This is a genomic window from Clostridioides sp. ZZV15-6383 (assembly GCF_020657735.1).
Classification (GTDB): Bacteria; Bacillota; Clostridia; order Peptostreptococcales; family Peptostreptococcaceae; genus Clostridioides; species Clostridioides difficile_D.
The window spans coordinates 106,726-131,882 of sequence record NZ_JAGWCV010000001.1 but is presented as its reverse complement, the minus strand read 5'-3'; the positions used below and the strand labels follow the sequence as shown (position 1 = coordinate 131,882).

Below are 25,157 nucleotides of genomic sequence, written 5' to 3'. Positions count from 1 at the left end.
ACATAAAAAATAAATTGAGAAAAGGTATATTAAATATGGTATTATTTAGTTAAATATATATAAGGGAGGGGTTACTTTTGATAAAAAAATTAGATGATATTTTAGACCAACTTAAGGGAGGGGAGAAAATAGTACTTTCTGTAGCAGCAGCTCATGACAAAGAAGTTTTAATGGCAATAAAGGATGCTGTAGAAAGAAATATAATTACTCCTATATTAGTTGGAAATGAAGCAAAAATAAGAGAAATATCAAAAGAAATAGGATTTGATTTAAGTGGTATCAAAATAGTGGATAAGGATGATATCAAAGAGTGTGCAGAAATAGCAGTTAAATTAGTATCAAGTAAAGAAGCTGATTTTGTAATGAAAGGATTACTGGATACATCTGTCATACTAAAAGAAGTACTAAATAAAGAGTACGGTCTTAGAACTGATAGTTTATTAAGTCATGTCATGGTTTATGAGTTAGAAAAATACCATAAATTACTTATAACTACAGATGGAGGTATGAATATAGCTCCTGATTATGAACAAAAGGCAAAAATATTAAAAAATTCTATAAAAGCTGCAAAAGCTTTAGGTATGGAAACTGTAAAAGTTGCATGCTTAGCAGCTAAAGAAAAAGTAAATCCTAAGATGCAGGCAACTGTAGATGCAGATATGTTAGCAAAAGCTTGCAAAGAAGGTGAATTTGGTGACAATGTAATTGTGGAAGGACCTTTAGCTTTTGATTTGGCTGTTTCAAAAGAAGCTAGTGAAATAAAAGGGTTTAAAAGTGAAGTATCTGGAGATGTAGATATCATATTGGTTCCAACAATAGAGGTTGGGAATGGAATAGGGAAAGCTTTTACATACATGGCAGACTCTAAATCAGCAGGTATAATTATGGGTGCAAAAGCTCCTATAGTTTTAGTGTCAAGAGCTGATTCACATGAATCTAAATTATATTCCATTGCATATGGAGCTATTGTAGCTAAGAGCATGAAATAGAATAAATAGTTTGAAATAAATGAATTAAAGTAGAAAAATAGTAAAAATATCTAAATTAATACAGTATTAAAAAAATTTTATATAAAAAATAATTATAGCTTCAAATGAATATATACAAATGTTCAATTTGAAGCTATAATTAATATTAAAGTAGGAAAAATAAAAAAATTCAAAAAAATTAGTCGAAAAAATGCTATTCTAAGAAGTTTTTACTAATTAAGTTTAGGGAGTAAAAATCTGTAATAAGTCCAAAAGTAGTGAAAAATAATAAATACACAAACAATCTGTAATAACATAAAAATGACTAGAAAAATTTCAAATTTGATTTAAAAAAATCAAAACATAATTTAATTAAACTAAAATATCAAAAAAGTAGGTTTAGATATTAACAAATAGCCAAAAATGAGCAGTAAAATTAACTTAAATTAGGTATAAAAAATAAAATTTTTATGTATTATCTAATTTTGTTAAAAAAATATTTAAATTTAAAGCAAAGTACTGAAAATTAGTATATAATCAACTTAGAAAGCATTTATTTTATTATTTTATGACATGAAGTCAGTCACCTGGGGGATTTTAAAAATCAAAAAAAGGGGATAGGAATATGGATGAAAAAATGTTAACAATTGATTTAAACAGCCAGAAGATGATAGCTAAAGCTAGAGAAGAAGGCGTAGAAACAATGTATGATAGAAAAGAAGGCTTTAAGGCACAATGTGGTTTTGGTCTTCAAGGTGTTTGCTGTAGAATATGTGGAATGGGACCATGTAGAATAAGTCCTAAGACTCCAAGAGGGTTATGTGGAGCAGATGAGCATACTATAGTAGGTAGAAACTTTGCAAGAATGGTTGCTGGTGGGACAGCTGCCCATTCAGACCATGCTAGAGATATAGCACATACATTAGCATTAGCTGATCCAAATGGAAACTATAAAATAAGAGACGAAGCTAAGTTAATTACTTTAGCTAAAGAATGGGATGTAGAGACAGAAGGTAGAGATATCTATGATGTAGCACATGAAGTGGCAGAAATTGCATTAATGGAATTTGGAAAACCTTTTGGGACATTAAGATTTATAAAAAATGCACCAGAACCAAGACAAAAAATATGGAAAGAATATGCTATAGAGCCAAGAGCTATAGATAGAGAAATTGCAACAATAATGCACTCTACTCATATAGGATGTACTGGTGATATAGATAGTTTAATACACATGAGTCTTAGAACTTCTATGGCTGATGGTTGGGGAGGTTCTATGATAGGTACTCGTCTAAGTGATATCTTATTTGGAACTCCAGTGCCAAGAAGAACAGAGGCTAACTTAGCAGTATTAGAAGAAAATAAAGTTAATATAATATTACATGGACATGAGCCAGCATTATCTGAAATGATAGTTTTAGCTTCAGAAGAGCCAGACTTAGTAGCTTTAGCTAAAGAGGTTGGAGCTGATGGAATAAACTTAGCTGGTATGTGTTGTACAGGTAATGAGATTACAATGAGACATGGTGTAAGAATAGCAGGAGACTTCCATCAACAAGAACTTGCAATAATAACTGGAGCAGTTGAAGCTGTAATAGTTGACGTTCAATGTATATTCCCTGCATTAGCTAGAGTTGCAGATTGTTACCATACTAAATTTGTAACAACTTCTCCAAAAGCTAAAATAACAGGTTCAACTTATATTGAATTTAGAGAAGAACAAGCACTTGATGATGCTAAAGCAATAGTTAAAGAAGCTATTTTAAACTTTAAAAATAGAGATAAATCAAAAGTACTTATACCTGAATTAAAATCAGGAGCAACAGTTGGGTATAGTGTAGAAGCAGTAGTAAACCAATTAGATAGAGTTGTAAACTCTCATATAGACCCAGCAGGAACAGTTAAGCCATTAACAGACTGTTTAAAATCTGGAGTATTAAGAGGAGCAGCTGGTGTAGTTGGATGTAACAATGCTAAAGGAGTTTCAAATGAGGCTCATGTAACAATAATGAAAGAATTAATCAAAAACGACATAATAGTAGTTACTACAGGATGTGGTGCTTCAGCAGCAGCTAAGTTTGGTTTAATGGAAACTGATGCAGCTGAAAAATATGCAGGTAAAGGTCTTGCAACTGTCTGTAAATTAGTAGGAATCCCACCAGTACTACATATGGGTTCTTGTGTTGATATAAGTCGTATACTAGATTTAGTTGGAGCAGCAGCTAATTACTTAGATATGGATATGTGTGACCTTCCAGTTGTAGGTATAGCTCCAGAATGGATGTCAGAAAAAGCAGTTGCTATAGGATGTTATGTTGTAGCTTCTGGTATAGATACTTATTTAGGAATAATGCCTCCAATAGCTGGTTCTTCAAGAGCAGTAGATATATTAACTAGCGAATTAAAAGATAAAGTTGGAGCAACATTTACTGTAAATACAAATCCAAAAGAATTGGCAGCTACAATAATAGAAGATATAGAGAAGAAACGTGTTCACTTTGAAGCATTAGTTGAAGAAAAAATGGCAGAAAAAGCTGAAGCTTAAGGACTGGTAAAGATATAGAAAAAACGATTTTATGATTTAAGAAAGTCAAGTATAATTAAGTAAGGTTAGGCGTTAAAGAAAAACTGTCAAAATAAATTGAATATACAGAATAAATAAAATATAGACAATATTAAAAGAAATAAATTAAAAATAAAAACAATTTTGAACTAAATAAAATACAAACAATGTAATGAAGAAGAATAAAACTATACATGCTGCTTTGAAAAGCTAGTAGGGTAAATCTAATTGGTTCCTGTAAGGACTAGCTGTAGTTTATTTTTAGTGTATAAAAATATAGTGTATAAAAAATACTTAACTATAAAATTAACTACTAAAAAGCAAATAGTAATAAAGGTGGTAGGGATTATGAAGATAGCAATAACAGGTAAAGGTGGAGTAGGTAAAACGACTTTTTCTTCAATGCTCTCTAGGATGTTTGCTGAAGACGGATACAGAGTTGTTGCTGTTGATGCCGACCCTGATGCTAATTTAGCTTTAGCACTAGGTTTTCCAAAAGAAGTATATGAATCAATAGTACCTATATCAGAAATGAAAAAATTAGTTTCAGATAGAACAGCTGCTTCTGTAGGTTCATTTGGAAAAATGTTTAAGATGAATCCTAAAGTAGACGATATACCTGAAAATTTCTGTAAAGAATACAATGGAGTAAGATTACTTACATTGGGAACAGTAGATTCTGGTGGTACTGGATGTGTATGTCCAGAGCATGTTCTTTTAAAAAGACTCTGTTCTCATTTAATACTACAAAATAAAGATGTAGTGGTTATGGATATGGAAGCGGGAATCGAACATTTAGGAAGAGGAACAGCCCAAGGTGTAGATGCTTTTATAGTAGTTGTAGAACCAGGAGAGAGAAGCCTACAGACTTATAGAAAAGTTAAGAAACTTGGGCATGATATAGGTGTAAATAAAGTATTTGTAGTAGGAAATAAAATTAGAAATAAGGAAGATGAAGAATTTATAATCCAAAATTTAGAAGATGGAGAATCTTTAGGATTTATTTATTATAATCAAGATGTTATAGATTCTGATAGAGCTAATCAATCTCCATATGATTCTAGTGAAACAACGAAAGCACAAATTAAAGCAATAAAAGATAAATTAGTGTCACTTAAAGATAAATAGATAGAATTTTGATTTGGGATTTTAAGTTGGTTAAAGGTTAGACATAGGTAATAGATAGGTAATAAATAAGTAATTAGATAAATAACTAGCTATTAAGTTTGAATATTTTAATAGCTTAGTAGCTAGTTTTTAAGCCATTTTACATGTATAATTATCTTATAAAATATAATTTTTACATATTAATACAATTTTTACAAAAATTATATTTTAAATCTATTTAGGTTGTGGGAGGAGATTCAGTTATGGGATTTAAATCTGATATTGAAATAGCTCAAGAAGCTAAACCTCAAGATATTAGGGAGGTTGCAAAAAAATTAGGACTAGGTGAAGATGATGTAGAACTTTATGGTAAATACAAAGCCAAAGTTGACTACAATCTACTAAAAAGAGAGACTGGTAAAAAAGCTAAGTTAATACTAACTACAGCTATAAACCCAACTCCAGCAGGTGAAGGAAAAACTACTACTACTATAGGTGTTGCTGATGCATTTGCTAAATTAGACAAAAATGTATTAGTTGCTTTAAGAGAACCATCTCTAGGACCAGTATTTGGTGTTAAAGGTGGAGCTGCTGGTGGAGGATATGCACAAGTTGTTCCTATGGAAGATATAAACTTACACTTTACAGGAGATTTTCATGCTATAGGAGCTGCTAACAACCTTTTAGCTGCTATGCTTGACAACCATATTCACCAAGGAAATGCACTTAGAATAGACCCTAAGAAAATAACTTGGAGAAGATGTGTAGACATGAACGATAGACAACTTAGAAATATCGTTGATGGTATGGGTAAAAAAGGTGATGGAGCAGTTAGACAAGATGGATTTGATATAACTGTTGCTTCTGAAATAATGGCAGCATTCTGTTTGGCAAGTGACATATCTGACTTAAAAGAAAGATTAGGAAATATAATAGTTGGATATAGCTACGAAGGTGAACCTGTAACAGCTAGACAATTAAAAGCTAATGGTGCTATGGCTGCATTATTAAAAGATGCTTTAAAACCAAACCTAGTTCAAACTCTTGAAGGAACACCATCATTTGTACATGGTGGACCATTCGCCAATATAGCTCATGGATGTAACTCTGTTATAGCTACAAGAATGGCTATGCACTTTGCAGATTATGTAATAACTGAGGCTGGTTTCGGTGCTGACCTTGGAGCAGAAAAATTCTTAGATATAAAATGTAGAATGGCTAACTTAAAACCAGATGCTGTTATAATAGTTGCTACTGTAAGAGCATTAAAATACAATGGTGGAGTTGCTAAAGCAGACTTAAATGAAGAAAACCTAGAAGCTCTTGAGAAAGGACTTCCAAACTTATTAAAACATGTTGAAAACATAACTCAAGTATATGGATTACCAGCAGTTGTTGCAATTAACAGATTTCCACTTGACACTGAAGCTGAACTTAAACTTGTTGAAGACAAGTGTAAAGAATTAGGTGTTAATGTTGCTCTTTCTGAAGTATGGGCAAAAGGTGGAGAAGGTGGAATTGCAGTAGCTAAAGAAGTTTTAAGATTATTGGATGAAGAAGAAAATAACTTTAGATTCTGCTATGAAGATGATTTATCTATAAAAGACAAGATAAATGCTATAGCTACTAAGATTTATGGAGCAGATGGTGTAGATTATACTCCAGAAGCTGATAAAGAAATAGCTAACTTAGAAAAACTTGGATTTACTAAAGTTCCAGTATGTATGGCTAAAACTCAATATTCTTTAACTGATGACCAAACTAAATTAGGTAGACCAACAGGATTTAGAATAACTGTAAGACAGGCAACAATATCAGCAGGAGCTGGATTTATAGTTGCACTTACTGGAGAGATAATGAAGATGCCAGGATTACCAAAAGTTCCAGCAGCAGAAAAAATAGATGTTGATGAAAATGGAGTAATAGTTGGATTATTCTAAGGAAATTAATTTATAAATAAAGAGTAGGAAATATCTCTAAAATAACTTGAGATATTTTCCTACATCCTTTTAAGGAGGATTATCATGAAAATAGCAGATAAAACTTGTGTTGATTTTGTAGAAGTGCTATCTTCTAAAGAAGCAGTACCAGGTGGCGGGGGGGCTGCCGCACTAGTTGGTGCAATTGGTATGGCTCTAGGTAGTATGGTGTGTAACCTTACAATAGGAAAGAAGAAGTATGCTGAGTATGAAGAAAGTGTAAAAGAGATATTAAGTAAGGCAGGAAAGTTAGAAAAAGATTTATTAAAAATGATAGATGATGATGCAGAATGTTTCTTACCACTATCAAAAGCTTATGGGCTTCCCAAAGAAACAGAAGAAGAAAAAAGAATAAAAGCAGAAACAATGGAAAAAGCATTAAAAGTTGCTTGTGAAGTACCATTAAACATAGTAAGAGTTTGCTATGAAGCTATTAAGTTACATGAAGATTTAGTTGATAAAGGTTCAAGACTTGCTATAAGTGATGTCGGTGTAGGAGTTCAGTGTTTAAGAGCTGCTATACTTGGTGGACAATTAAATGTAGTTATAAATATAAATTCTATACAAGATAAAGAATATGTTAATAAGGTAAAAACAGAAGTAGATAAGTTAGTTGAAGATGGTGTAAAAATTTGTGATGAAGTTTATGCCAAAGTTGAAAAAGCTCTTGGAAAATAATTTTTAAATGACGAAAGTAGATACTATGTTATTAATATGTGGTATATAGAATAAATTAATTTAAGTTTGCTTGTAGGGGAGTTGTGAATGTATGGAAGGAATGTCAACTAAAGGACAAATTATAAAAGGAAAACCTGTAGCTGATAAGATTAGTGAAGAATTAATAAAAGAAGTTGATTTACTAGTAAAAGAAGGTATAAATCCTAAACTAACAATAGTTAGAGTTGGGGCAAGAAGTGATGATTTATCTTATGAAAGAGGAGCACTAAAAAGATGCCAAAACATCGGTATAACAACAGAAGTGTTAGAGTTAGCTGAAGATATAACTCAAGAGGAATATATTGATGTATTAAAGAGAGTTAATGATGACAAAAATGTTAATGGTATATTATGTTTTAGACCTCTTCCAAAACATTTAAATGAAGAAGTTATAAAATATGTTATTGCACCAGAAAAAGATGTAGACTGCTTTAGTCCAATAAACTCTGCTAAGGTAATGGAGGGAGATAAAAGTGGATTTCCACCATGTACTCCTACAGCAGTAGTAGAGATATTAAAACATTATAATGTTGATTTAAAAGGAAGTAAAGTAACAGTTCTTGGAAGATCAATGGTAGTTGGAAAGCCAGTATCAATGCTTTTATTAAGTGAACATGCAACTGTTACAATATGCCATTCAAAAACTAAAAACCTATCAGGTGTAGCAGCAGAGGCTGATGTATTGATAGCAGCTATTGGTAGAGCTAAGATGGTTGATGAAAGCTTTGTTAAAGATGGGGCAGTAGTTATAGACGTTGGTATAAATGTTGATGAAGAAGGAAATTTATGTGGAGATGTTGATACAAATGCAGTTTTAGACAAAGTATCAATGATAACTCCAGTTCCAGCGGGGGTTGGTTCAGTTACGACATCTATACTTGCAAAACATGTAGTTAAGGCTTGTAAATTACAAAACAATAAATAGATATATATGTGGAAGGTTTAGGGGGGAAGTAGATATGATAATTTCTGAAAATAAACCATTAGAAGAAGTGCTAGGGTACTTGAAGAATTTTGACAAGCTAGTTTTAGTTGGTTGTAATCAATGTGCAGCAACTTGTAAAAGTGGTGGGGAAGAAGAAGTTCTAAAAATGAAGGAAACTCTTGAAGGTGAAGGCAAAAAAATCTTAGGATATGTAATGCTTGACCCTGCTTGTAACCTTTTAAAGTCTAAAAAGGATTTAAAAGCTCTAAAAGAAGAGACTAAAGAAGCTGATGCAGTTTTATCTTTGGCATGTGGAGATGGTACACAGACAATAGTTAAGAACCTAAAAGATAAGCCAGTTTATCCAGCCAACAATACTTTGTTCATAGGGGAAGTACAAAGAGTTGGAGAATACGAGGAAGCCTGTAAGGCTTGTGGAGACTGTGAGCTTGGTTGGACAGGTGGGATATGTCCAGTGACTATGTGTGCTAAAGGTCTTATGAATGGGGCTTGTGGTGGAGCTAAAAATGGTAAGTGTGAAGTAAACGCAGAGAATGATTGTGCTTGGATAAAGATATATGAAAGACTAGAAGCTATAGGACAATTAGATAACTTAGCAGAAATAAGACCACCAAAAGACTATTCTAAGCAAAATAATCCAAGAAGTTTAAGTGCAAAGAAAAAGAAAGAAGCAGCAGCAAATTCATAAAAGTTTTTTTTAGAAGGTTAAAAGGGGGATTAGAGATGAGCTTATTAAGAGAAACATTAGAAAGTGGAAAATTTGCAGTTACTACTGAGATGGCTCCTCCAAAAGGGACTGACCTTTCACATTTAATAGAATGTGCAAAGCCATTAGTTGGAAGAGTTCATGCAGCAAATGTAACAGACTTTCAATCAGCAGTTATGAGAGCAACTTCTCTTGCTACATGTAAATTATTAAAAGATGCTGGATTAGAGCCAGTTATTCAAATAACAGGGAGAGATAGAAATAGGATAGCTATACAAGGAGAAATGTTGTCAGCAGGTGTATTTGGGATAAATAATCTGTTGGCATTAACAGGAGACCATACTAGCGTAGGAGACCATCCACAAGCTAAGGGAGTATTTGACTTAGACTCTGTGGGGATACTTCAAACTGCGGAGACTTTAGTGGCAGGTACGGATATGGCTGGTAATAAATTAAAAGGTTCTCCAGATTTTTATCTAGGAGCATCAGTAACTCCAGAATATTCTCCAATAGAAGTTCAATTATTAAAAATGCAAAAGAAAATAAAAGCAGGGGCTAAATTTTTCCAAACACAAGCACTTTACGACATAAATACAATGAGAAAGTTTAGAGAATTAACAAGAGGTATGGATTGCAAGGTATTAGCAGGAATAGTACCTTTAAAATCTCCAGGAATGGCTAAATTTATGACTGCAAATGTACCAGGAATATTCGTTCCAGATGAACAAATCGAAAGATTAAGAGCAGCTGGAAAAGAAAACTGGGTAAGTGAAGGAATAAAAATGGCAGGGGAACTTATCAAACAATTAAAAGAAGAAGATTTATGTGATGGTGTTCATATAATGGCAATTGGGGCAGAAGAGAATATACCTGCTATACTGGATGCCGCAGGTTTATAGTATTGCAAGATTGTAGATTATATAAGGTTTGGGGGAATTAAGGATGAAGATAGTAGTAGTAGGTGGTGGACCAGGAGGATATGTAGCAGCTATAAGAGCTTCTATGCTTGGTGCAGAGGTAACAGTTATTGAAAAAAGAAGAGTTGGAGGAACTTGCTTAAACGCAGGATGTATACCAACTAAAGCACTTCTTGCTTCTTCAGGAGTACTGAATACTGTAAAAGAAGCAAAGGATTTTGGTATAGAAATAGATGGTACAGTTAAGCCAAACTTTACTGCCATAATGGAAAGAAAAAATAAAGTTGTAAACCAATTAATAAGTGGTATAGAGTTCTTATTTGAAAAAAGAGGCGTAAAACTAGTTAATGGTTTTGGAAAGTTAATTGATAAAAACACTATAGAAGTAACTAAAGATGATGGAACAGTAGAAACTATAAAAGCAGATAAGATAATACTAGCAAATGGTTCTGTTCCAGTTGTACCAAGAATGTTCCCATATGATGGAAAAGTAGTAATAACTAGTGATGAAGTTCTTGGACTTGAAGAGATACCTGAATCTATGTTAATAGTAGGTGGTGGAGTCATAGGATGTGAGATAGGGCAGTTCTTTAGAGCCTTAGGAACAGAAGTAACTATAGTTGAGATGGTTGACCAAATACTATTAAATGAAGACAAAGATGTAGCTAAACAACTACTTAGACAATTTAAAAAAGATAAAATTAAAGTTATCACAGGTATTGGAGTACAAACTTGTGAAGTAGTTGATGGTAAGGCTGTTGCAACTCTTTCTAATGGAAAGGTTATAGAAGCACAATATGCACTAGTATGTGTTGGTAGAAGACCTAACCTTGATAATTCTGGAGTAGAAGATATAGGAATTGAAATGGAAAGAGGAAAAGTAGTAGTTAATGAGCATCTTGAAACTAATGTAGAAGGTATATACGCAATAGGTGATATAATAGATACTCCTTTCCTAGCACATGTTGCTTCTAAAGAAGGTATCGTAGCAGTTGAAAATGCTTTAGGTAAGACTAAGGTAGTAGATTACAGAGCAATTCCAAGATGTGTTTATACTGAGCCTGAAGTTGCTGGTGTTGGTAAAACTGAAAAGCAACTTGAAGCTGAAGGTGTAGAATACAATGTAGGTCAATTTGATTTTAGAGGTCTTGGAAAAGCACAGGCTATAGGACATTTCCAAGGATTTGTAAAAATTATAGCTGATAAAGAAACTGATAAGATAATAGGTGCAGCAGTAGTAGGACCTCATGCTACAGATTTATTAACAGAGTTATCACTTGCTGTTCATCTAGGATTAACAGTAGAACAAGTAGGGGATGCAATACATCCACATCCAAGTTTATCTGAAGGACTAATGGAAGCACTTCATGATGTACATGGAGAATGTGTTCATTCTGTACCTAAATTATAATAAACAGACAGAGTACATAAGGCTCTGTGGCTAGATTTAAGGGGGAAGTCTTAAAATGGGATACAATATAGCTGTTGCAGGAAAAGGTGGAACTGGTAAAACAAGTCTCACAGGGCTTTTGATTGATTATTTGGTTAAGGACAAAAAGGGACCAGTATTAGTTGTAGATGCTGATGCTAATGCTAACATAAATGAAGTATTAGGTATCGAAGTTGAAGCAACAATAGGAGAAATAAGAGAAGAAGTAAATCAAAGAGAAAAGTTAGGCAATGCATTCCCTGGTGGTATGACAAAAGCACAATATCTACAATTTAGATTAAATTCTATAATTGAAGAAGGAGAAGGATATGACTTATTAGTAATGGGAAGATCAGAAGGGGAAGGATGTTACTGTTTTGTAAATGGAATACTTAGAGAACAAGTAAACAAAATATCTGGTCATTATAAATACTTAGTCATGGACAACGAAGCTGGTATGGAACATTTAAGTAGAAAAGTCACTAGACATGTTGATACGCTTTTATTGGTTAGTGATTGTTCAAGACGTAGCATACAAGCTGTTGCTAGAATAAGAGATTTAGCTGAGGAACTAAAATTAAGTGTTGGAAGAATACTTCTAATTGTAAATAAAGTTCCAAATGGGGTTATGAATGATGGTGTTAAAGAAGAAATTGAAAAGCATAACCTAGAGCTAATCGGTGTCGTACCTATGGATGAATTGATATATGAATATGATTCTACAGGTATTCCTTTAGTTAATTTACCTGAAGATTCAAAATCTAAAGTGGCTATGAAAGAAATTTTTGCTAAATTAGAATTAAAATAGGCTTAAGGGGGAAAAAAATATGGCATTTAAAATGTCTACTCAAAAATATTCTGGAAAAATATCAGAAGTTGAAGTAGGAATAGGGGAAAAAGCAATTAAATTAGGTGGGGAAAATGTATTACCTTTTTATAGTTTTGATGGGGAAGTAGGTAATTCTCCAAAAATAGGTATACAAATATCAGACGTTTATCCTGAAAGCTGGACTGATTCATATAAGGAGTTATACAAAGATGTAGCTAACTGTCCAGTGGAATGGGCTAAATATGTTGAAGCTAATACACAAGCAGACTTTATTTGTTTAAAATTTGATGGTTCTGACCCAAATGGATTAGATAAGTCAGTTGATGAATGTGCTGATGTAGCTAAAGCAGTGGTTGAAGCAATAAAATTACCTTTAGTTGTAGCTGGTTCAGGAAATCATGAAAAAGATGGTAAACTGTTTGAAAAATTAGCTCAAGCATTAGATGGACATAACTGTCTATTTATGTCAGCAGTAGAAGATAACTATAAGGGAGTAGGAGCATCAGCTGGTATGGCTTATGCACATAAAGTAGGAGCTGAATCTTCTGTTGATATAAACCTAGCTAAACAATTAAACGTATTGTTAACTCAATTAGGCGTTAAAGGTGAAAATATAGTTATGAATGTTGGATGTTCAGCAGTTGGTTATGGATATGAGTATGTTGCATCTACTATGGATAGAATCAGACTTGCAGCATTTGGTCAAAATGATAAGACATTACAAATGCCTATCATAACACCAGTAGCTTTTGAAGTAGGTCATGTTAAAGAAGCTATAGCTCCAATTGAAGATGAGCCAGATTGGGGTTGTCCAGAAGAAAGAACTATAGCAATGGAAGTTTCAACTGCAGCAAGTGTTTTAGTAGGTGGTTCAAACGCAGTTATACTTCGTCATCCAAAATCAATAGAAACTATAAAAGAATTAGTTAACGCATTAGCTTAATTAAATTGTTAAGGTTAGGGGGAGAAAATAATGGCATTAAAAGCTTTAGATATATTTAAATTAACACCAAAGAAAAACTGTAAGGATTGTGGATTCCCAACTTGTATGGCTTTCTCTATGAAGGTTGCTTCAGGAGCTGTAGAAGTAGGTAAATGCCCACATATGTCTGATGACGCTATAGCGAAACTATCAGAGGCTACTGCACCTTTAATGAAAGCTTTAAAAGTTGGTGCTGGTGCATCTGAGTATGAACTAGGTGGGGAAACAGTATTATTTAGACATGAAAAAACATTAGTAAGTAGAAATAGATATGCAGTTTCATTCTGTACTTGTATGAGTGATGAGGCAGTAGACGCTAAGATAGCTAACATGAAAAAAGTTGACTATGTAAGAATTGGTGAACAAATGAAAGTTGAAATGGCTGTTTTAGAGTATTGTGGAGATAAAGACGCATATTTAAAATTAATAGATAAAATAAAAGGCAGTGGATTAGAAGTAGCTTATATTTTAGCTTGTGATGATGCTCAAGTAGTTAAAGAAGCTGTTGAAGTATTAAAAGATACTAGACCAATGGTATATGGAGCAACTAAAGAGAACTACAAAGATATGATAGAAGTAGTTAAAGGAGCAAGTTTACCATTAGGTGTAAAAGCTGGTAGTTTAGAAGAATTATATGAAACAGTTGAATTAGTTCAAGCTGCTGGATATAAAGAATTAGTATTAGATGTAACAGGAGAAAACATAAAAGATACTTACACTAATGCTATACAAGTTAGAAGAATAGCTTTAAAAGAGCAAGATAGAACATTTGGATATCCTTCAATAGTATTTGCAAATAGATTATCTAATTCAAACCCTATGATGGAAGTTGCTTTATCATCAATATTCACTATAAAATACGGTTCTATAATAGTAATAGATGATATTAGTTATGCTAAGGCATTACCATTATTTGCACTAAGACAAAACATATACACTGACCCACAAAGACCAATGAGAGTTGAACCAAAGATTTATCCAATCAATAACCCAGATGAAAATTCTCCAGTATTAGTTACTGTTGACTTTGCATTAACTTACTTCATAGTTGCTGGAGATATAGAAAGATCAAAAGTTCCAGTATGGTTAGTAATACCAGATGCAGGTGGATATTCAGTTCTTACATCTTGGGCTGCTGGTAAATTTGGTGGAAACTCAATCTCTGCTTTCATCAAAGAAAGTAAAGTAGAAGAAGTAACTAATTGTAAAGACCTTATAATTCCAGGAAAAGTTGCAGTACTTAAAGGTGATATAGAAGATAACTTACCAGGATGGAATGTAGTTATAGGACCAGAGGAATCTATGGAATTACCTAAGTTCTTAAAAGGATACCAAGAAAAAGCATGCCAAACAAACTAATAAAATATTAACTAACTATTAATATTAAATTTAAAGGGGGACATTATAAATGGAAAAATTTATGATTATAGGTGAAAGAATACACTGTATATCACCTTCAATAAGAAAAGCATTAGCAGAAAGAGACCCAGCTCCAATCTTAAAAAGAGCAAAAGAACAATTAGAGGCAGGAGCACACTATATAGATTTTAATATAGGACCTGCTGAAAGAGATGGCGAAGAAATAATGACATGGGGAGTTAAATTACTTCAATCTGAGTTCAACAATGTTCCTATAGCATTAGATACAGCTAATAAAAAAGCTATCGAAGCTGGACTTAAAGTTTACGATAGAACTAATGCAAAACCAATAATAAACTCTGCTGATGCTGGTTCAAGATTTGATTTAATAGATATAGCAGCTGAATATGACTCAATGGTTATAGGTTTATGTGCAAAAGAAGGTATACCAAGAGATAATGATGAGCGTATGGCTTACTGCCAAGAAATATTAGAAAAAGGCTTAATGTTAGGAATGGAACCAACTGATATACTATTCGACCCATTATGCTTAGTTATAAAAGGTATGCAAGAGAAACAAGTAGAAGTTTTAGAAGCTATAAAAATGATGACTGAAATGGGACTTTTAACTACAGGAGGATTATCTAACGTATCTAATGGATGTCCTAAGCATGTTAGACCTGTTTTAGATAGTGCATTCTTAGCAATGGCAATGGCCAATGGATTTAGTTCAGCTATAATGAATCCATGTGACCCAGAATTAATGAAAACTGTAAAATCTTGTGACATAATCAACGGGGCATCTTTATATGCAGACTCTTTCTTAGAGCTAAATGAAGGTGGATTTGCTTTCTAGGGTTTTTAGGGTATAGTTAATAAAAAATAGGTGTAAATATTAAAGGGGGAAATAGAATGAATCTATATAATATAATCTTTACAGGGTCAGAACAAGCTTTAGGTGCGGCTCAAGCTATGCTAGCTGAAGCTATAGAAAAAAATGGAAAAGAGCATAAAGTGGCTTTCCCTGATACAGCATATTCATTACCTTGTATATATGCTGCAACAGGACAAAAGATGAACACTTTAGGGGACTTAGAAGGTGCTTTAGAAGTAGTAAAATCTTTAATAAATAGAACTCATTTATTAGAACATGCTTTTAATGCTGGTTTAGCTACAGCTTTAGCTGCAGAAGTAATTGAAGCATTAAAATATTCAACTATGGATGCTCCATATAGTGAGCCATGTGCAGGTCATATAACTGACCCTATAATCAGATCACTTGGTGTACCACTAGTTACAGGAGATATACCTGGTGTTGCAGTTGTTCTTGGTGAATGTCCTGATGCTGAATCAGCAGCAAAAGTTATAAAAGATTATCAATCTAAAGGTTTATTGACTTTCTTAGTTGGTAAAGTTATAGACCAAGCTATAGAAGCTGGAGTAAAAATGGGTCTTGAACTAAGAGTTATACCTCTAGGATATGACGTAACTTCTGTTATCCACGTTGTATCTGTTGCAGTAAGAGCGGCATTAATATTCGGTGGATTAACTCCTGGTGATTTAAACGGATTATTAGAGTACACAGCTAATAGAGTTCCTGCATTTGTTAATGCATTTGGACCATTAAGTGAATTAGTTGTATCTGCAGGTGCTGGAGCAATAGCTTTAGGATTCCCAGTTGTAACTGACCAAACAGTTCTTGAAGTTCCAATGAACTTATTAACTCAAAAAGATTATGATAAGATAGTAGCTACTTCATTAGAAGCTAGAGGAATAAAAATAAAAGTTACTGAAATACCTATCCCAGTTTCATTTGCAGCAGCATTTGAAGGTGAGAGAATTAGAAAGAGCGACATGTTTGCTGAATTTGGTGGAAACAGAACTGAAGCTTGGGAACTTGTTGTTAAGAAAGAAGCAACAGAAGTTGAAGACCATAAGATAGAAATAATAGGACCAAATATAGATGAAGTTGATGCAGATGGTGTATTAAGATTACCACTTGCTGTAATAGTTAAAATAGCTGGTAAAAACATGCAAGAAGATTTCGAGCCAGTTCTTGAAAGACGTTTCCACTACTTCTTAAACTATATAGAAGGTGTAATGCACGTTGGACAAAGAGATATGGCTTGGGTAAGAATCTCTAAAGATGCATTTGATAAAGGATTTAGACTTGAGCATATAGGAGAAGTTTTATATGCTAAGATGTTAGATGAATTTGAATCTGTTGTTGATAAGTGTGAAATAACTATAATTACAGATGCTGAAAAAGTTTCAGAATTAAAAGGTGAAGCAATAGCTAAGTACAATGCTAGAGATGAAAGACTAGCTTCATTAGTTGATGAAAGTGTTGATACTTTCTATTCTTGTAACTTATGTCAATCATTCGCACCAGCTCACGTTTGTGTTGTTACTCCTGAAAGACTTGGTCTTTGTGGAGCAGTTAGCTGGTTAGATGCTAAAGCTACTAAAGAATTAGACCCTACAGGTCCTTGTCAACCAATAGAAAAAGGTGAATGTTTAGACGATAGAACAGGTGTATGGAACTCTGTAAATGAAACTGTAAACCAAATATCTCAAGGTGCAGTTGAAGCTGTTACATTATACTCTATATTAGAAGACCCTATGACTTCTTGTGGATGTTTCGAGTGTATCTGTGGTATAATGCCAGAAGCAAATGGATTTGTTGTAGTTAACAGAGAATTTGCAAGTGTTACTCCAGTTGGTATGACTTTTGGAGAACTTGCTTCTATGACAGGTGGAGGAGTTCAAACTCCAGGATTCATGGGACACGGAAGACATTTCATATCTTCTAAAAAATTCGCTTATGCAGAAGGTGGACCAGAAAGAATCGTTTGGATGCCAAAAGAATTAAAAGATTATGTAGCTGATAAATTAAATGCTACAGTTAAAGAAATGACTGGAATAGAAAACTTCTGTGATATGGTTTGTGATGAAACTATAGCTGACGATTCTGAAGGAGTATTAGCTTTCTTAGAAGAAAAAGGTCATCCAGCATTAGCTATGGAAAGTGTAATGTAATTGATGGAAAATTTAAAATAATATGATATAATATTAATATGATTTAAGTAATTTAATCAATAATATAATATTGGGGGTCTATCGAAATGAAATTATTACCAGAATTAAAATACTCTAAAGATCATGAGTGGGTAAAAGTAATTGATGGAGATATTGTATATATAGGTATAACAGACTATGCTCAAGATCAATTAGGAGAAATATTGTTTGTTGAAACACCAGAAGTAGAAGATACTGTAACTAAGGGAGTAGATTTTGGAGTAGTTGAGTCTTCTAAAGTAGCTTCTGATTTAATATCTCCTGTTAATGGTGAGGTATTGGAAGTTAATGAAAAATTAGAAGATGAGCCAGAATGTATAAATGAAGACCCATATGAAAACTGGATATTAAAAGTAAAACTAGCTGATGTGGCTGAACTTGATACGTTATTAAGTGATAAAGAATACGAGGCTGGATTAGAATAATTAAAGATTAGTATATTATTATAATTGGGGAAAGTATAGTAAAATTTGAGTGCACGCAAATTTAGCTATACTTTCCTTTTATAATATATAGAACAAATTGGGAGGATAATATGATAAAAGTAACTTTTACACCAAACAATAAAGAAGTTTATTGTAATGAGGGGGATATATTACTAGAGGTTGCAAGAAATGCAGACATATTTATAGATGCTCCTTGTAATGGAAATGTGTCTTGTGGTAAATGTAAAGTAAAATTATTGAATGGGAAAGTTGATACAGAAAAAACAAGACATATAACGGATGATGAGTGGGAGCAAGGTTATATACTGGCTTGTTGTACAAAGGTAATCTCAGATATAGAAATTGAAGTTCCTTCTAAAGTATCATCTTCTATGCATGGTATGAAGATAGAAGGTAGTAATAAAAAAGAAGATAGAGAAATATTTGAAAGAGCTAAAAAAATAATTGAAGAACATAACCTTCAATTTAAAACAAATATAAAAAAGAAATACATAGAAATGGAAGAGCCAAACTTAGATGATAATATAAGTGATGTAGATAGATTGGAAAGATATGTTAGAAATAACTTAGGATATAATGAAATAGATTTTAGGCTAGATATACTTAGAAAGATGCCAACAGTATTTAGAAAGAGTGATTTTAAAATTACAATAACGTATGTTCAAAAACAAAAAAAACTTACAATCATAAATATAGAAGAAGGTAACAAAGAAAATTCCTTATATGGAGTTGCAATAGATATTGGTACAACTTCAGTAGTAGTATGTTTAGTAGACTTATATTCAAAAGAAGTAGTAGATAAAGCCTCTTCTGGAAATGCACAGATAAAATACGGAGCAGATGTTATAAATAGGATTATATATTCAACTAAGAAAAATGGCTTAGAAACACTTCACAAAGCTATAGTTGAGGAAACTATAAATCCACTATTAAAAACAATATACGAAAGAAATGGAATAAATAAAGAAGATGTAGTTACTTTAGTGGCTGCTGGGAATACAACTATGACAAGTTTATTCTTAGGTGTGTATACAGACTTCTTAAGACAAGAACCTTACATACCACCATTTTTGAAATCTCCAAAACTTATGGGAGAAAATGTTGGACTTTTTGTAAATGACAGTGCATATGTGTACTTAGCTCCATCTGTTGCAAGTTATGTAGGAGGAGATATAACAGCAGGTGTATTATCTGCAGGTATATGGTCAAGTGAAGAAAATGTTTTATTTATAGATTTAGGAACTAATGGAGAGATAGTATTTGGAAATCAAGATTATATGATGAGCTGTGCGTGTTCAGCAGGACCTGCATTTGAAGGTGGAGGTATAAGCTGTGGAATGAGGGCATCAGCAGGAGCAATAGAAAAAGTAACTATTGATAAGGAAACTTTAGAGCCAACATTAAAAATTATAGATGAATGTGCCCCAGTTGGTATATGTGGTTCTGGTATAATTGATTTAATCTGCCAAATGATTACTAAAGGTGTAATAGATAGAAGAGGTAAGATATATAGAGATTTGGACAATAAGAGAGTTAGATTTAATGAGCATGAGATAGGAGAGTATGTATTAGCATTTAAAGAAGAATTTGATTTAGAAAATGATATAGTAGTCAATGAAGTTGACATAGATAACTTCATAAGAGCTAAAGGAGCTATATATTCAGGTGCATACACTCTTGTAGACAGTTTAGGTATGGATTTTAGTATACTAGATAGAGTTTATATAGCAGGTGGTATAGGAAATAACTTAGACATAGAAAACTCAATAATTATAGGATTACTTCCTGATATTGATAGAGAAAAATTTACTTATATTGGAAATAGTTCACTTGTTGGTTCTTACTTAGCTCTTATAAGTAAGGATGCAAAAAATAAGCTTGAGGAAATAGGTAATCAAATAACTTATGTTGAACTTAGTGTATACCCAAGCTATATGGATGAATTTATCTCTGCATGTTTCTTGCCACATACGAATATAGAACAGTTTCCAACAGCAAAGAAATTATTAGAAGAGTAAAATGTAACTGAAAAGGAATAAACTATGAACAATAATCTATCTGAAAAAATGAAAATAGCATTTGATATTAAATTAAGGAATTTTGGAAATAAAATAGAGTTTGCTTATCCTAATCAGACATTAGCTCTTAGTACTACAAGCAATCAATGTAGTTTGAAATGTGCTCATTGTAATGGTCACTATTTAAACAATATGGTGCCAATAGAGGATTATAAGGAAAAAGTACAATCAAGGAATATAACTAGCTTTTTATTGAGTGGTGGTTGTAGTTATGAGGGAGATGTTCCAATGAGTACTCATATTCAGACTATTAAAAGCTTAAAGGAGCAAGGATACAGGTTGAATGCTCATTTAGGACTTATGGATAAATGTAGTATTATAGAGTTGTGTAAGTATTTAGATATAGTTTCTTTTGATTTAGTATTTGATAAAGAAACTATAAGAGAAGTTTATAAGATGGAAAAGAGTAAAGAAGATTATATCGAAGTTTATAATACACTAAGAGAAAATACAGAAGTAGCACCACATATATGTATTGGTTTAAAAGGAGGAAAAATAAAAGGTGAATATGAGATTATAGAATACCTACAAAAAAATCCTCCTAATAAACTTACCTTTATAGTTCTTATTCCAACAAAGGGAACTGAATATGAAAATGTAGAACCTCCTAAGCTAGAAGGAGTAGTAGATATTTTATGTGAAGCTAGAATTAACTTGCCAGATACTGAAATTAATCTAGGGTGCATGAGACCAAGAGGTATGTACAGAAAAGAGTTAGACCAGCTATCTATAATGTGTGGAGTCAATAAAATAGTATTACCATCAAGGTCTGCTAAGAATAAGGCTATAGAAATGAATATGACAATAACTGTGTGTAAGGAGTGTTGCGTTTTATGATTAGATTATCATCTGGGACAGCAATAGAACTTGGAATATTAAACAAAAAAAGCGATATACCTCCTACTACAGCATATGTAATGATTGGAGAAAAGTGTATAAACAGATGCAGTTTTTGTTCTCAATCAATAGAAAGTAGTACTAGAAAAGATAAGTTATCAAGAGTAGTTTGGCCAGCGTTTTCTAAAGAGGAAATATTAGATGCTTTAAGAACTTATAAAGGGAAAAATATAAAGAGAATATGTATTCAATCAATGGCAAGTGAGGAAGCACACAGGTCTGTTTTAGATTTTATAAACTATATAAATGGTAAGATAGATATGCCAATTTCGTTATCTGCAAAATTAGAGAATGATGAAGAAATAAATAAGTTTTTTTCAGCAGGAGTAGATAAAATAGGAATAGCAATAGATGCAGCAAATAAAGAATTATATGAAAAAATAAAAGGAAATAACTATGACGAAAAGTTAAAATTTATAACTGAAATGTCAAAATCATATCCTAATAAAATAAGTACACATATAATAGTTGGTATGGGTGAAAGCCATGAAGATATATACAACTTATATACTTATTTAAAGGAAAATAATATAACGATTAGTTTATTTGCATTTACTCCAGTTAGAGGAACTGAAATGGAAAATATAAGTCAACCAAACATAGAAAGTTACAGAAGGGTACAGTTAATGTCTTATATGATAAATAAAGGATATTCAAAAGAGTACTTTGAATTTAAAAATGGATACTTAGATAGTATAAAACTTAATAATGATATTATAAAAGACATAAACAAAGGCTATCCTTTTGAAATAAGAGGATGCAAGGACTGCAATAGACCATACTATAATGAAAGACCAGGAAGTACTATATATAACTATTCAAGACCTTTAAATCAAAGCGAGATAGATTTAGCTATAAGAGAAATAAATCTATAGAGGATTTCTAGGATATATTTATGCTAAAGATGGAGGCGTAATAATCATGAATCAGTGGAGAGTTATACATAATAAATCATATGATGGTGCAATGAATATGGCAATTGATGAAGCTATATTTACTGCATATAAGAAGGGACATAATAGGACAACACTTAGATTTTATACATGGAAGCCAGCTTGTTTGAGTATAGGATATTTTCAGAAATTGGAAGATGAGATAGATTTGGATAAGTGTAGATGTATGAATATAGACTATACTAGAAGAATTACAGGAGGAAGAGCTGTATTACATGATAATGAGCTAACTTATAGTATAATTATAGGAGAAGATAATCCTTTAATTGATAAGAGTATTAACCAGTCTTATAGATATATAAGTGAAGGTTTAGTCAAAGGGTTAAATTTAAGTGGTATAGAAACAGATAATCTAAATAGAGGCGAGAGAATAGGTAGGGAAAATCTATCAGCTGCATGTTTTAATGCACATGCATCATATGAAGTTACTATTAATAATAAGAAAGTCATTGGAAGTGCCCAAAGTAGAAAAGATGGTGTTCTATTACAACATGGTTCAATAATACTGGATTTTGATGTAGAAAAATTATTTAAATTAATAAAAACTAAGACACCAGAATTGAAGGAAAGGGCTATGAAATTTACAGCTGAGAAGGCAAGTGGAATAGAAAATGAACTTGGTAGAAAAATAGATATAGATATTCTACAAGAAAATATAGTAAAGGGATTAGCTGAACAATTTAATGTTGAGTTTGTAGAGGACGATTTGACTGATTATGAGAAGCAATTAGCTAAAGAATTATATGAAAAATACAAGAATGAAGAGTACAACAAAAAGCGTTAACTTTAATTGACTTTATATAAATTAAAGTGCTATACTTAAGGTATAATAATATACAAAAACTGAAATCATGAAGATTTCTTTGGTGTATTGAAATACCTAAGGAAATCTTTTTTTGATTTTTAATAAAATCATATTAGGAGGAGATTTATATGTGTGAATCATCAGCTTTCATTTGTAAAAGTAATAATGAGTTAGAAAAGGTTATGGAAAATGTGGTTAATATAGACCCTTGTGATGGAAAGATTTATTTAACTGATTTATTAGGAGAGCAAAAGATAATAGATGGAATAATTAAAGAGATAAGATTGATGGACCATAAGATAATAATACAAGAAAATTAATTAATAGGGGAATTTCATATGATAATAGCAGTGATAGATGGAATGGGTGGAGGCATTGGAGCCCAGATAGTTTCTTCTTTGAGAGAAGAATTGCCTACATATGTAGAAATTTATGCATTAGGGACTAATTCTATAGCAACCAGTTCTATGATGAAGGCTCATGCTAATAAAGGAGCTACAGGGGAAAATGCTATAGTAGTGTCAGCTAAAAAAGCGAACATAATAGTTGCACCTATTTCTGTAATAATACCTAATTCTATGATGGGAGAAGTTACTTGTAATATAAGTGAAGCTATTGCAGATAGTGAGGCACTAAAGATACTTTTACCTATTATGCCAGAAAATGTAGAGTTAGTTGGATTAGAAGGTAAACCATTAGCACTACTTGTAAAAGATTCTGTAAATCTTATAAAAAAAGAATTTAATATAAAATAACAGGGGGAATAACTAATGATTTTTGATAGAGAGATTGTAAGATATCATCATGGTAATCATGACCATGACCATTGTCACGAACATACTCATGGAGATATATGTCATGAACATCCACATGACCATGCTCATGACCATGACCACGAACATAGTCACGAGGAATCAGCAGAATCTAAGGATGAAAAAACTTTAAAAATACTTTTAGTACACTGGATAAATCACAATGAAACTCATGAAGAAGGATTTAGAGAGTGGGTTGAAAAAGCTAGAGCTATTGGAAAAGAAGAAACAGCAAAGAGTATTGAAAAGGCTATAGAGTATATGGAAGAAGCTAATAAAATGTTGTTAGAGGCTAAAAAACATATGTAAATATAATTAATCGCTTATATGTCTAATATAGGCGATTTTTACGTTTTTTGATATTTAATTATTGAAATTTTTAGGTGGTATGTAATATACTTTAATGAGTAAATTTTATTATAATATGGAGTTATTTAATGTTCCCTACTTATATATTGAGTATTACTATTTAAAGGTAGTATTAATCTTAAGTTAAAAATAGTATTAATGTTAAGATATTCTAAAGACTGTTTAAAATTAATTCAATGTTAGATATAATAAGAGTTAGTGTGATTAAAAAATATTGTTTTAAAGTTAAAAAAAGTTCATGTGATTATATGAGGTTTTTTATTTAAAAAAGGAGTGAATTATTTATGAAGGATGGTCATATACATTCACCTTATTGTCCTCATGGAAGTAAGGATGATTTTGAAAAATATATACAAAGAGCAATTGATGTTGGAATAACAGAAATGACATTTACAGAGCATTTTCCATATGCAGATGGATTTGAAGACCCTGCTCCTGAAAATGATAGTTGTATGAGTATTGATGATTTACCAAAGTATTTCAATGATGTTAAGAAGTTGAAAGAAAAATATGAGGGCAAAATCAAGATAAATGTAGGGTCAGAAGTAGATTTTATAGAAGGATACGAAGAAGGGATAAAAAATAACTTAGATAAATATGGAGAAGAGTTAGAGGATTCTCTTTTATCAGTGCATATAATTAAAATTGAAGATGGTTATTATTGTGTAGATTACAGTGTAGAAGAGTTTCAAAATTTAATCGACAAGTTAGGTAGTATTGAAGCTGTGTATAATAAGTATTATGAAACCTTGGTAAAAGCTGTAAATTCAGATTTAGGAATACATAAGCCAAAAAGAATAGGTCATTTAAATTTAGTTAGAAAGTTTAATCAAGTATTCCCATACGATTATGAAGGAAACAAAATTCTTGAAGACTTAATAAAGTTAGTCAAAGAAAAAGGTTACGAACTTGATTACAATGTTTCTGGTAATAGAAAAGAGTATTGCAAAGAATCTTATATAGATGGATACTTGTTAAAATTGGTAAAAAAATACGATATTCCATTAGTTTTAGGTTCAGATTCTCACTGTGCAGAGGAAATAAATAAATACGATATTTTTTAGATATATTCACCTAAAGGGGGTTGTCTCAAAATAGAGATAAGCCTCTTTTTCAGTATTGAAATATGAAAATATATTTGATTTAACACAAAAAAGAGTGTCTTATGAACTATAGGAGCTACTAAATTAACTTATACCAAACTTAGGAGGTTCAAC

General features: G+C 32.0%; 23 protein-coding genes. All 23 read left to right on the top strand.

Annotated elements, in window-relative coordinates; genetic code table 11:
• Positions 1 to 77 precede the first annotated feature (77 nt).
• Positions 78 to 989, top strand: coding sequence for a bifunctional enoyl-CoA hydratase/phosphate acetyltransferase (locus tag KGF42_RS00575; RefSeq protein ID WP_227825510.1), 912 nt, complete (start codon positions 78 to 80; stop codon positions 987 to 989).
• A gap of 604 nt (positions 990 to 1,593) precedes the next feature.
• Complete coding sequence (gene cooS / locus KGF42_RS00570) at positions 1,594 to 3,513, top strand: anaerobic carbon-monoxide dehydrogenase catalytic subunit (protein WP_227820739.1); 1,920 nt, start codon at positions 1,594 to 1,596, stop codon at positions 3,511 to 3,513.
• A 366-nt stretch (positions 3,514 to 3,879) separates the two neighbouring features.
• Complete coding sequence (locus tag KGF42_RS00565; RefSeq protein ID WP_227820738.1) at positions 3,880 to 4,659, top strand: carbon monoxide dehydrogenase accessory protein CooC; 780 nt, start codon at positions 3,880 to 3,882, stop codon at positions 4,657 to 4,659.
• A gap of 242 nt (positions 4,660 to 4,901) precedes the next feature.
• Positions 4,902 to 6,578 carry a formate--tetrahydrofolate ligase gene (locus tag KGF42_RS00560; RefSeq protein WP_227825509.1) on the top strand — a complete coding sequence of 559 codons (1,677 nt, stop codon included), beginning with the start codon at positions 4,902 to 4,904 and terminating at the stop codon, positions 6,576 to 6,578.
• A gap of 84 nt (positions 6,579 to 6,662) precedes the next feature.
• A complete protein-coding gene (locus KGF42_RS00555; RefSeq protein ID WP_003432265.1) occupies positions 6,663 to 7,295 on the top strand; it encodes a cyclodeaminase/cyclohydrolase family protein in 633 nt (210 codons plus the stop codon).
• A gap of 91 nt (positions 7,296 to 7,386) precedes the next feature.
• Positions 7,387 to 8,259, top strand: coding sequence for a bifunctional 5,10-methylenetetrahydrofolate dehydrogenase/5,10-methenyltetrahydrofolate cyclohydrolase (locus KGF42_RS00550; RefSeq protein WP_003432264.1), 873 nt, complete (start codon positions 7,387 to 7,389; stop codon positions 8,257 to 8,259).
• A gap of 34 nt (positions 8,260 to 8,293) precedes the next feature.
• Positions 8,294 to 8,968: a methylenetetrahydrofolate reductase C-terminal domain-containing protein gene (locus KGF42_RS00545; RefSeq protein ID WP_227450318.1), complete on the top strand. Its 675-nt coding sequence runs from the start codon at positions 8,294 to 8,296 to the stop codon at positions 8,966 to 8,968.
• A 35-nt stretch (positions 8,969 to 9,003) separates the two neighbouring features.
• Entirely contained in the window at positions 9,004 to 9,885 is an 882-nt protein-coding gene (locus tag KGF42_RS00540) for a methylenetetrahydrofolate reductase (RefSeq protein WP_227825508.1), read from the top strand.
• A gap of 43 nt (positions 9,886 to 9,928) precedes the next feature.
• Positions 9,929 to 11,314 carry a dihydrolipoyl dehydrogenase gene (gene lpdA, locus KGF42_RS00535; RefSeq protein WP_227820736.1) on the top strand — a complete coding sequence of 462 codons (1,386 nt, stop codon included), beginning with the start codon at positions 9,929 to 9,931 and terminating at the stop codon, positions 11,312 to 11,314.
• 55 nt (positions 11,315 to 11,369) lie between these two features.
• On the top strand, positions 11,370 to 12,140 hold the full coding sequence (locus KGF42_RS00530) for a carbon monoxide dehydrogenase accessory protein CooC (protein ID WP_003418348.1): 771 nt from the start codon (positions 11,370 to 11,372) through the stop codon (positions 12,138 to 12,140).
• 19 nt (positions 12,141 to 12,159) lie between these two features.
• Positions 12,160 to 13,104, top strand: a complete 945-nt coding sequence (gene acsD / locus KGF42_RS00525) for an acetyl-CoA decarbonylase/synthase complex subunit delta (protein WP_107595792.1) — start codon at positions 12,160 to 12,162, stop codon at positions 13,102 to 13,104.
• A gap of 30 nt (positions 13,105 to 13,134) precedes the next feature.
• Entirely contained in the window at positions 13,135 to 14,502 is a 1,368-nt protein-coding gene (gene acsC / locus KGF42_RS00520; protein ID WP_227825507.1) for an acetyl-CoA decarbonylase/synthase complex subunit gamma, read from the top strand.
• Positions 14,503 to 14,551: 49 nt separating this feature from the next.
• On the top strand, positions 14,552 to 15,358 hold the full coding sequence (gene acsE / locus KGF42_RS00515; protein WP_054272672.1) for a carbon monoxide dehydrogenase/acetyl-CoA synthase methytransferase subunit: 807 nt from the start codon (positions 14,552 to 14,554) through the stop codon (positions 15,356 to 15,358).
• 56 nt (positions 15,359 to 15,414) lie between these two features.
• Complete coding sequence (acsB, locus tag KGF42_RS00510) at positions 15,415 to 17,541, top strand: acetyl-CoA decarbonylase/synthase complex subunit alpha/beta (protein WP_227820734.1); 2,127 nt, start codon at positions 15,415 to 15,417, stop codon at positions 17,539 to 17,541.
• A gap of 86 nt (positions 17,542 to 17,627) precedes the next feature.
• Positions 17,628 to 18,005 (top strand): glycine cleavage system protein GcvH, encoded by a 378-nt coding sequence (gene gcvH / locus KGF42_RS00505; RefSeq protein ID WP_227820733.1) that lies wholly within the window; start codon positions 17,628 to 17,630, stop codon positions 18,003 to 18,005.
• Positions 18,006 to 18,115: 110 nt separating this feature from the next.
• Complete coding sequence (acsV, locus tag KGF42_RS00500) at positions 18,116 to 20,044, top strand: corrinoid activation/regeneration protein AcsV (protein ID WP_054272674.1); 1,929 nt, start codon at positions 18,116 to 18,118, stop codon at positions 20,042 to 20,044.
• Positions 20,045 to 20,068: 24 nt separating this feature from the next.
• Entirely contained in the window at positions 20,069 to 20,941 is an 873-nt protein-coding gene (locus KGF42_RS00495) for a radical SAM protein (protein ID WP_227820732.1), read from the top strand.
• Positions 20,938 to 21,876, top strand: coding sequence for a radical SAM protein (locus KGF42_RS00490; RefSeq protein WP_227825506.1), 939 nt, complete (start codon positions 20,938 to 20,940; stop codon positions 21,874 to 21,876). The genes KGF42_RS00495 and KGF42_RS00490 overlap by 4 nt, the downstream gene beginning before the upstream one ends.
• A gap of 46 nt (positions 21,877 to 21,922) precedes the next feature.
• Complete coding sequence (locus tag KGF42_RS00485) at positions 21,923 to 22,738, top strand: lipoate--protein ligase family protein (protein WP_227825505.1); 816 nt, start codon at positions 21,923 to 21,925, stop codon at positions 22,736 to 22,738.
• A gap of 149 nt (positions 22,739 to 22,887) precedes the next feature.
• Positions 22,888 to 23,079, top strand: a complete 192-nt coding sequence (locus KGF42_RS00480) for a CooT family nickel-binding protein (protein ID WP_003418375.1) — start codon at positions 22,888 to 22,890, stop codon at positions 23,077 to 23,079.
• Positions 23,080 to 23,097: 18 nt separating this feature from the next.
• Positions 23,098 to 23,514: a DUF3842 family protein gene (locus KGF42_RS00475; RefSeq protein ID WP_003418377.1), complete on the top strand. Its 417-nt coding sequence runs from the start codon at positions 23,098 to 23,100 to the stop codon at positions 23,512 to 23,514.
• Between the two features lie 15 nt (positions 23,515 to 23,529).
• Positions 23,530 to 23,880 (top strand): zinc transporter, encoded by a 351-nt coding sequence (locus KGF42_RS00470; protein ID WP_107595797.1) that lies wholly within the window; start codon positions 23,530 to 23,532, stop codon positions 23,878 to 23,880.
• A 344-nt stretch (positions 23,881 to 24,224) separates the two neighbouring features.
• Positions 24,225 to 25,004: a histidinol-phosphatase HisJ gene (hisJ, locus tag KGF42_RS00465; protein ID WP_227825504.1), complete on the top strand. Its 780-nt coding sequence runs from the start codon at positions 24,225 to 24,227 to the stop codon at positions 25,002 to 25,004.
• Positions 25,005 to 25,157 lie beyond the last annotated feature (153 nt).